This is a genomic window from Flavobacterium sp. (genome assembly GCF_027482425.1).
GTDB lineage: Bacteria > Bacteroidota > Bacteroidia > Flavobacteriales > Flavobacteriaceae > Flavobacterium.
In genome coordinates this window covers 1-8,897 of the sequence record NZ_JAIXWA010000037.1, presented here as the reverse complement: position 1 = coordinate 8,897, position 8,897 = coordinate 1, and the positions used below count along the sequence as shown (strand labels likewise).

The 8,897-nt window shown below is 39.6% G+C and carries 6 protein-coding genes and 1 pseudogene; all 7 read left to right on the top strand.

Features of this window, described 5'->3' with window-relative positions:
• The first annotated feature begins 421 nt into the window (after positions 1 to 421).
• The gene (locus Q0037_RS04520) at positions 422 to 1,240 is read left to right on the top strand and encodes a M48 family metallopeptidase (protein ID WP_297516072.1); all 819 of its coding nucleotides are present in this window, start codon (positions 422 to 424) and stop codon (positions 1,238 to 1,240) included.
• A gap of 70 nt (positions 1,241 to 1,310) precedes the next feature.
• Positions 1,311 to 2,615: an MFS transporter gene (locus Q0037_RS04515; protein WP_297516069.1), complete on the top strand. Its 1,305-nt coding sequence runs from the start codon at positions 1,311 to 1,313 to the stop codon at positions 2,613 to 2,615.
• Between the two features lie 30 nt (positions 2,616 to 2,645).
• Positions 2,646 to 3,200 carry a lipocalin family protein gene (locus Q0037_RS04510; RefSeq protein ID WP_297516066.1) on the top strand — a complete coding sequence of 185 codons (555 nt, stop codon included), beginning with the start codon at positions 2,646 to 2,648 and terminating at the stop codon, positions 3,198 to 3,200.
• 221 nt (positions 3,201 to 3,421) lie between these two features.
• The gene (lon, locus tag Q0037_RS04505) at positions 3,422 to 5,875 is read left to right on the top strand and encodes an endopeptidase La (protein ID WP_297516063.1); all 2,454 of its coding nucleotides are present in this window, start codon (positions 3,422 to 3,424) and stop codon (positions 5,873 to 5,875) included.
• 125 nt (positions 5,876 to 6,000) lie between these two features.
• A complete protein-coding gene (gene porQ / locus Q0037_RS04500; protein WP_297516060.1) occupies positions 6,001 to 7,029 on the top strand; it encodes a type IX secretion system protein PorQ in 1,029 nt (342 codons plus the stop codon).
• A 12-nt stretch (positions 7,030 to 7,041) separates the two neighbouring features.
• Complete coding sequence (gene cmk / locus Q0037_RS04495; protein ID WP_297516057.1) at positions 7,042 to 7,734, top strand: (d)CMP kinase; 693 nt, start codon at positions 7,042 to 7,044, stop codon at positions 7,732 to 7,734.
• 65 nt (positions 7,735 to 7,799) lie between these two features.
• Positions 7,800 to 8,870 (top strand): annotated as a pseudogene (locus tag Q0037_RS04490) (nucleoside permease); the annotation flags it as partial.
• Positions 8,871 to 8,897: the final 27 nt, after the last annotated feature.

Sequence of the window (8,897 nt, the reverse complement as noted above, 5' to 3'; positions counted from 1 at the left end):
CCCGACAGCGCAGATGGTACTGCATCACTGTGGGAGAGTATGTCGCCGCCTTGTTTTTTAGTGAGGCCCTTCACAAATTGAAGGGCCTCATTTTTTTATCGGTACGGCGTGTCCCTATGGTCGATTGCTTCGCCCGTTCGGCTAAAGCCTCGGGTCGCCGCCTTGTTTTTTGAAAACCCTATCTTAACAGATGGTTTTTTTTGTTTTTTTCTTAAATTTTAAAAAAGTTAATAAATAAATCATTACCATTCAAGTGATTGGTTTGCCTTTTGATGTGAAAGGAATCGAAATTTATAATGAAAAAATCCTTTTTGACAAGGAGGTCATCAATGTCGCCAAAGGAATTGTTATTGACAAGGATTTCTCTAAATTGCAGATAATTGGGATGTAAGTTTTGTATTTTTGTGTAAAATTTAGCCCTATGAATTACAAAAAATTGACCTCTGGATTCGTCGCAATTTTACTAGTTGTGGCTTGTGCTACCAATCCTTTTACAGGAAAAAGTACCATGGCATTTGTGCCGAATAGCGAAATACTACCTTCTTCCTTTCAACAGTATAATCAATTTTTGTCCGAAAACAAAGTGGTGAACAATACGCCCGAAGCACGCAAAGTGGAGCAGATAGGTACCAAAATTAAAGTAGCCGCCGAACGTTGGTTACAAGCCAATGGGCATCCCGAATATCTTAAGGATTACCAATGGGAATACCGTTTAGTGGAAAGTAAAGAGGTAAATGCGTGGTGTATGCCTGGAGGGAAAATTGTGTTTTACACGGGAATTCTTCCGATTACTCAAACCGATACGGGTTTGGCAACGGTTATGGGACATGAAGTAGCGCATGCCTTGTGCAACCATGGACAACAACGGATGAGCGCCGGATTGTTACAGCAATTGGGAGCTATAGGTGTTGGAGCTGCGGTGGGAAATAAATCATCAGAAACGCAACAACTCGCCATGACTGCTTATGGGGTTACTACTCAAGTAGGAGGGATGATGCCCTTTAGTCGCAAGCATGAGAGTGAAGCGGATAAAATCGGACTTTTATTGATGGCAATTGCAGGGTACAATCCCGATGAAGCCATTCCGTTTTGGGAGCGTATGGGGGCAAAGTCCGGGGGACAAGCACCTCCAGAGTTTTTGAGTACACACCCTTCTGATGCTACCCGTATGGCGCAAATTCGCGAATTGTTACCTGCCGTTAAAACCGAAGCTACAAAATTCGGAGTTAGCTTTAAATAAATCATTTAATTCTTCTATATTTGAAGTCATCGCAATGGTTGTGATGACTTTTTAATTGTATTCATTCGTTATGTCAAATCTTCCCAAAGGCCATCCTAAGTTGTTGAATGCGTGGGCATTCTATGATTGGGCCAATTCGGTATACAGTTTAGTAATTGCATCTGCCATATTTCCCATTTACTACGAGCAAATATTTGAGTTAGCAAACCGAAAAAACGCACTATTCCTTGGGTATGAAATTAAAGCTACAGCCATGATATCCTTCGTTACTGCTTTTGCCTTTATTTGGGTGGCTATATGTTCGCCTATTCTATCGGGAATAGCGGATTACTTGGGAAATAAGAAATCTTTTTTACGCTTTTTCTGTTATATGGGCGGTTTATCTTGTATAGGATTGTATTGGTTTGATATTGATAATCTAACTTTAGGTTATGTATTTTACTTCTTTGGACTTATTGGATTCTGGTCTAGTTTGGTTTTTTACAATTCGTACCTACCTGATATCGCCTTTCCTGAAGAACAAGATCGGGTGAGTGCACGCGGATTTTCTATGGGCTACATCGGAAGTACGATATTGCTCATTGTCAATTTGGCCATGGTGATGTCGGTGGAAGGAATGGAGAAAATCGTCATGATGAAATATTCCTTTATTATGGTGGGCGTTTGGTGGATCGGATTTAGCCATATTACCTATTATTATTTACCAAAAGGCAACCGCACAAATGTTCCCCTAACCAAAGATTTTATATTTAAAGGATTTCACGAGTTGAAAGTGGTTTGGAAACAAATGCAACAAAACTTGCCTTTAAAGCGCTATTTGAATAGTTATTTCGTGTTTATCATGGCGGTTCAAACGGTCATGTTGGTGGCTACTTATTTTGGAGCTACCGAAGTGCAATGGGAAAATCCAAGTCAAAAAACGACCGGTTTAATCATTAGCATTTTATTGATTCAATTGGTGGCTGTATTAGGAGCCTTTCTCACTTCACGGGCTTCTGAAAAGTATGGAAACATCAAAACCTTAATTTTTCTCTGTGCCTTTTGGGCTGTACTCTGTTGCTTTGCCTATTTTATAACTTTACCCTTTCATTTCTATGCTACGGCTGGGTTTGTTGGTTTGGTAATGGGTGGCATTCAATCGTTGGCGCGTTCGACCTATTCAAAATTATTGCCTGAAACCGACGATACGGCCTCATTCTTTAGTTTTTATGATGTTACTGAAAAGGTGGGTATTGTCATCGGAATGACGATTTATGGCGTGATTGATCAAATTACAGGATCTATGCGCAATGCCATCGTGTTTCTTGGACTGTTTTTTGTAGTGGGATTGATTCTTTTGCTTCGTGTACCCAAAAATGTAAATCTGAAAAACTAATTTTATATATTTGAAAAAATTTTAACAACAATGAAAAAATTAAGTTTCCTAGTCCTAGTTGTATTTGCATTATCTTTTTACTCTTGTGATGTTGAGCCAGTGGATCCTGTGGCTTTAGCTAATGCAGCTAACAATCCCGGTGGAGGTGGAAACGGCGGTGGAAGTGGAAGTGCGATAACGGGTACATATATATTAACAGCCTTTAATACGAGTGTGCCTACGGATCTTAATAATGATGGAACGGCATCCATTAATCAAATGTCTGAAACCAATTGCTTTAATAATTCTCTTTTGACATTAAATACTAACGGAACCTTTACAGCCGATACCAAAGGGATTGAAATTGATTTAAATACGACCCAATTAGCTTGTTTTGAAGATCCGGATATCAATGGAAATTGGACTATACAAGGAAATACTTTAAGGTTGTCTTATACAGAGGGTGGCGTTCCTAATATAGATGAATTTACTGTTGTTGGAAATACTTTGGTTATGGTTATTGAAGATGGATCAATTGTAGGATCCACTGGAGGTAATCCTATCTATTTGAATTCCGATATTACCTTTATTTATACAAAACAATAATTAAATCATATAAAGTTAACAAACCGCCACTTTGGCGGTTTTTTGTTTTATGGCATAAATGTTGACCTTTATCTGATGAAAATATCGATGAATAACAAAAAGCCTTTATTTAATGGATTTTTCTAGGTTATATGTCGATTTTTGTTGGGTTTTGCTACAGCATCTCCTACCTTTGTTTACGGAATGTTAATATTTAAATGTCATTTTGACAAAAAGCCATTATGTCGAATCAAAAATTAATCTCTTTTGACAGTTTGTCCTTGCAGGACTTCAATGCCGATGCGGAAATGATCCCGCTTATGACTCCCGAAGATGAGGAGGAAATGGCCAATGAAGACTTGCCCAAGACGCTCCCTATACTTCCTTTACGCAATACGGTTCTTTTTCCAGGTGTTGTTATACCTATCACAGCAGGTCGTGATAAGTCCATTAAATTGATTAATGATGCCAATGCAGGTGATAAAATCATCGGGGTTGTGGCCCAAAAGAATGAAGATATTGAAGATCCATCAATAAACGATATTTATCCTATCGGAACCGTTGCTCGAATTTTACGGGTGCTCAAAATGCCCGATGGCAATGTAACGGTTATCCTTCAAGGGAAAAAGCGTTTTGAAATCGATGCTATGATTTCAGAACGGCCTTATTTCAAAGCGGATATCAAAGAAGTTCCTGAAAAGCGTCCGGGTGTTTACGATACCGAATTCAATGCCATCATTGATTCTATGCGTGAATTGGCCATCGAAATCATCAAAGAAAGTCCCAATATCCCAACCGAAGCAACTTTTGCGATTAAGAATATTGAAAGCCAATCGTTCCTCATCAATTTCATCTCTTCCAATATGAATTTGTCTGTTCAGGAGAAGCAAAATTTGTTGGAAATGAATGTGTTGAAAGAACGTGCCCTTGAAACGTTGAAGTACATGAATGTCGAGTTACAAAAATTGGAACTCAAAAACGATATTCAAACCAAGGTTCGTATTGACCTAGACCAACAACAACGTGAGTATTTCTTGCACCAGCAAATGAAAACCATTCAAGAAGAATTGGGAGGTGTAACCAATGAGCAGGAATTTGAAGAAATGCGGCAACGGGCTAAGGCCAAAAAGTGGGATGAAAAAACGGCTAAGAATTTTGAAAAAGAGTTTTCGAAATTTCAACGTATGAATCCGCAATCGCCCGATTTTGGAATTCAACGCAATTATTTAGAATTGATTCTAGACTTGCCTTGGGAGCATTTCTCTAAAGATAAATTTGACTTAAAGAATGCCCAAAAAATATTGGACCGCGATCATTTTGGATTGGAGGATGTGAAAAAACGGATTGTTGAACACTTGGCCGTTTTGAAATTGCGCAACGATATGAAATCTCCCATTTTGTGTTTAACTGGGCCTCCGGGTGTCGGAAAAACGTCTATCGGTCGTTCGATTGCTGAAGCATTGGGACGTGAATATGTTCGTATTTCACTCGGTGGTTTGCGCGATGAAGCCGAAATTCGAGGGCATCGTAAAACCTATATTGGTGCGATGCCAGGACGTATTATTCAAAACATAAAAAAAGCTGGAACTTCCAATCCCGTATTTATTTTAGATGAAATTGACAAACTCTCCATTAGTCACAACGGCGATCCCTCGTCAGCCTTATTGGAGGTGCTTGATCCCGAGCAGAACAATTCGTTTTATGACAATTTCCTTGAAATGGGCTACGATTTGTCGAAAGTGATGTTCATTGCTACTTCGAATACCATGTCAACCATACAGCCGGCTTTACGCGATCGTATGGAAGTCATCCAAATGTCGGGTTACACGATTGAAGAAAAAGTCGAAATTGCACGTCAACATTTAGTTCCTAAACAACTAAAAGAACACGGATTGTCGCCCAAAGATTTGACTATTGGAAAAAAACAATTAGAAAAAATCGTAGAAGGCTATACCCGTGAATCTGGGGTGCGAGGATTGGAGCAGAAAATAGCCCAAGTGATTCGAAATGCCGCAAAATCGATTGCTTTGGAAGAAGCTTACAACTTGAAATTGACCGATCAAGATGTGGTGACTGTTTTAGGAGCCCCCAAATTGGAACGCGACAAAGCGGAAGGTAATGATGTTGCTGGTGTGGTCACGGGCTTAGCTTGGACCTCGGTAGGGGGTGATATTTTATTTATCGAATCTTCTATCTCAAAAGGAAAAGGGAGCCTTACTTTGACCGGAAACCTTGGGAATGTAATGAAAGAATCGGCTACTATTGCGTTAGAATATGTCAAAGCCAACGCCGATTTATTTGGGTTAGATCAAGATGTCATTGGCAAGTATAATATTCATCTCCATGTGCCCGAAGGCGCCACACCTAAAGATGGTCCCAGTGCAGGCATTGCAATGTTGACTTCCATAGTTTCGTTACTTACCCAACGGAAAGTGAAGAAAAGTTTGGCCATGACAGGTGAGATTACCCTTCGAGGAAAAGTTTTGCCTGTGGGTGGAATCAAAGAAAAAATATTGGCTGCTAAAAGAGCGAATATTAAAGAGATTATTTTATGTCATGAAAATGAGAGTGACATCAATGAAATCAATGCCGATTACCGTAAAGGGTTGACTTTTCATTATGTTAAAGAAATGCAAGAAGTTATCGCGTTGGCACTTACCACACAAAAAGTTAAAAATGCAAAAGCTATAGCCTAATGCATTCAAGTTTTTATAAATATAGCGCTGGGAACTCCTGGCGCTTTTTTTTGGAGTGATTTTCAGAGTCCCGTTAAAAATAATATCTTCGCATTTCCGTTATACCCTGAGTGTTGTTCAAAACTATGACCCCTAAATTGCAACTTTTATGTGTGCTGCTTTGTACTTCTATTGGGTGGAGTCAAGTGGGCGGTCGTTCGGTATATCAGTTTTTAAATTTAGTGACATCTCCTCGTCAAGCTGCTTTAGGAGGTAAGGTAATTACCCTTTACGATTCAGATGTCAATCAAGCATTATTCAATCCTGCCACAATCAATCCTGAAATGGACAATCATTTAGCGGTGAATTATGGCAGTCTTTTTGGCGAAGTGACGTATGGCACAGCAGCCTACGCTTATACGTATGATCGTCATATTCAAACGTTTCACGCAGGAGTCAACTATGTCAATTACGGTTCTTTTCAAGGGTATGACGAATTCGGAACACCGACGAGTTCGTTTACAGGAAGTGAAATGGCGTTGTCTTTGGGCTATGCTTACAACATCCCTTTTACCAGTATTTATTTGGGGGCCAATGCCAAACTCATTTCCTCGACTTTAGAATCATACAGTTCGTTTGGAGCGGCAGCCGATTTTGGATTCTTGTTTATCGACGAGCGAAACGATGTCAATTGGGCGCTTTCGGTGCGAAATGTTGGAACCCAAATCACCACTTTTGCGGGTACACGGGAACGTTTGCCTTTAGAAGTCCTTGTTGGTGTTTCCCAAGAATTGGATAATGTGCCTATTCGCTGGCATTTAACGTTGGAAAATCTTCAGCAGTGGAATGTGGCTTTCTCCAATCCCAATCGAGCTGTGGGAACCATTGATGGGGGATCAAATGAAGAAAAAGTAGGGTTTATCAACAATGCACTACGCCATGTGATTTTTGGATTGGAATTGTTTCCTCGGAAAAGTGTTAATTTGCGTTTGGGTTATAATTTTCGCCGTGCCGAAGAATTACGCATTGTAGATCAACGAAATTTTTCGGGAATTTCAGCTGGTTTTGGGTTGAAAATGGGACGATTGAAATTCAATTATTCCTATTCACGGTATACCTTGGCCGCCAACACAAGTTTGTTTGGGTTAACAATTAACCTTCAAGATGATTATTAAAATTTTACTTTATTGAAAAAAATTACCATTGCCATCGACGGATTTTCCTCTACAGGAAAAAGTACATTAGCCAAACAACTGGCCCAACAACTAGGGTATGTTTATGTGGATACAGGAGCCATGTACCGGGCCGTAACCTTGTATGCGATGCAACACGAATTCGTTTCTCCCAATCATTTAGATGCTGAAGGTTTAACGGCTGATCTCAATAAAATTACCTTACATTTTGTGTTTAATTCCGAGTTAGGATATGGTGAAATGTACCTCAATGGCGTCAATGTTGAACGCGAAATCCGTACGTTAGAAGTCTCGTCGTTAGTAAGTAAAGTGGCCGAAATCTCTGCCGTTCGCACCAAGCTAGTCGAAGAGCAACAGGCCATGGGAAAAGAAAAAGGCGTGGTGATGGATGGCCGCGATATTGGAACGGTGGTATTTCCCGATGCGGCATTGAAAATATACATGACGGCCAGTCCAGCAACGAGGGCACAACGGCGTTTTTCAGAGTTACAGGCCAAAGGCGATTCGGTTACCTATGAAGAGGTTTTACAAAACGTTAACCAACGCGATTATATCGATACCCATCGGGCCGATTCTCCCTTGGTAAAAGCAGAAGATGCAATTGAATTGGATAATTCTAATCTAGGGCGGGAAGACCAATTACAACTCGTAATGGAATGGGTAGCCGCGAAGACGAAATCGATGTAAATCTTTGTGAATCTTATTTATTCTTGTAGCTTTACGAGCTTGATTAACCAAAACGAATAATGATGATGAGTGTAAAAAATAGACTGGTTTTCATGAACTTCATGCAGTTTTTTGTGTGGGGAGCATGGTTAATAACGATAGCTAATTATTGGTTTGGAACGCGCCAATGGGATGGTACCCAATTTGGATTGGTGTTCGGAACCATGGGAATTGCTTCTCTATATATGCCCACTTTAACAGGTATTATAGCCGATCGTTTTGTGAATGCCGAACGGTTGTATGGTGTTTTGCATTTATTGTATGCTGGAGTTTTATTTTATTTACCTCTAGTAAATGAACCATCAACGTTCATTTATGTGATGTTATTGGCCATGAGCTTTTACATGCCCACCATTGCGTTATCCAACTCTATTTCCTACACTGCTTTAAAAAACAGTCCCAATAGCGATGTGGTGAAAGATTTTCCGCCTATACGGGTGTGGGGAACGATTGGTTTTATTGCGGCTATGTGGCTCACTAATTTAACCGATAGTAAAGCTACCGAATACCAGTTTTATATCGCAGGGATTGGCGCCATTGTTTTAGGACTGTATTCATTTTCTCTTCCAAAATGTCCGCCCCAACGCAATGCCGAAGAGAAGAGTTCGCTTGGATTGGAATCGTTTAAGTTGTTTGGCAATTATAAAATGGCGCTATTCTTTATTTTTTCTATGTTTTTAGGAGGCGCTCTGCAATTAACCAATGCCTACGGTGATGTTTTTTTGGATGAATTTAAAAATGTAGCTGAATATAAAGATTCTTTTGTGGTGAAATATTCGACAATTATTATGTCAATATCTCAAATTTCCGAAACACTTTTCATTTTGGCAATTCCATTTTTTTTAAAACGATTTGGGATCAAACAAGTGATGTTGATTTCTATGTTGGCTTGGGTACTTCGTTTTGGACTTTTTGCTTACGGAAATCCAACAGATGGTTTATGGATGATTATTTTGTCTTGTATTGTGTATGGAATGGCCTTTGATTTTTTCAATATTTCGGGTTCGTTATTCGTAGAAACTTCTACATCAGCAAAAATTCGTTCCTCAGCACAAGGGTTGTTTATGATGATTACCAATGGATTTGGAGCCATATTGTGAAGTTTTACCTCAGGATGGGCTATT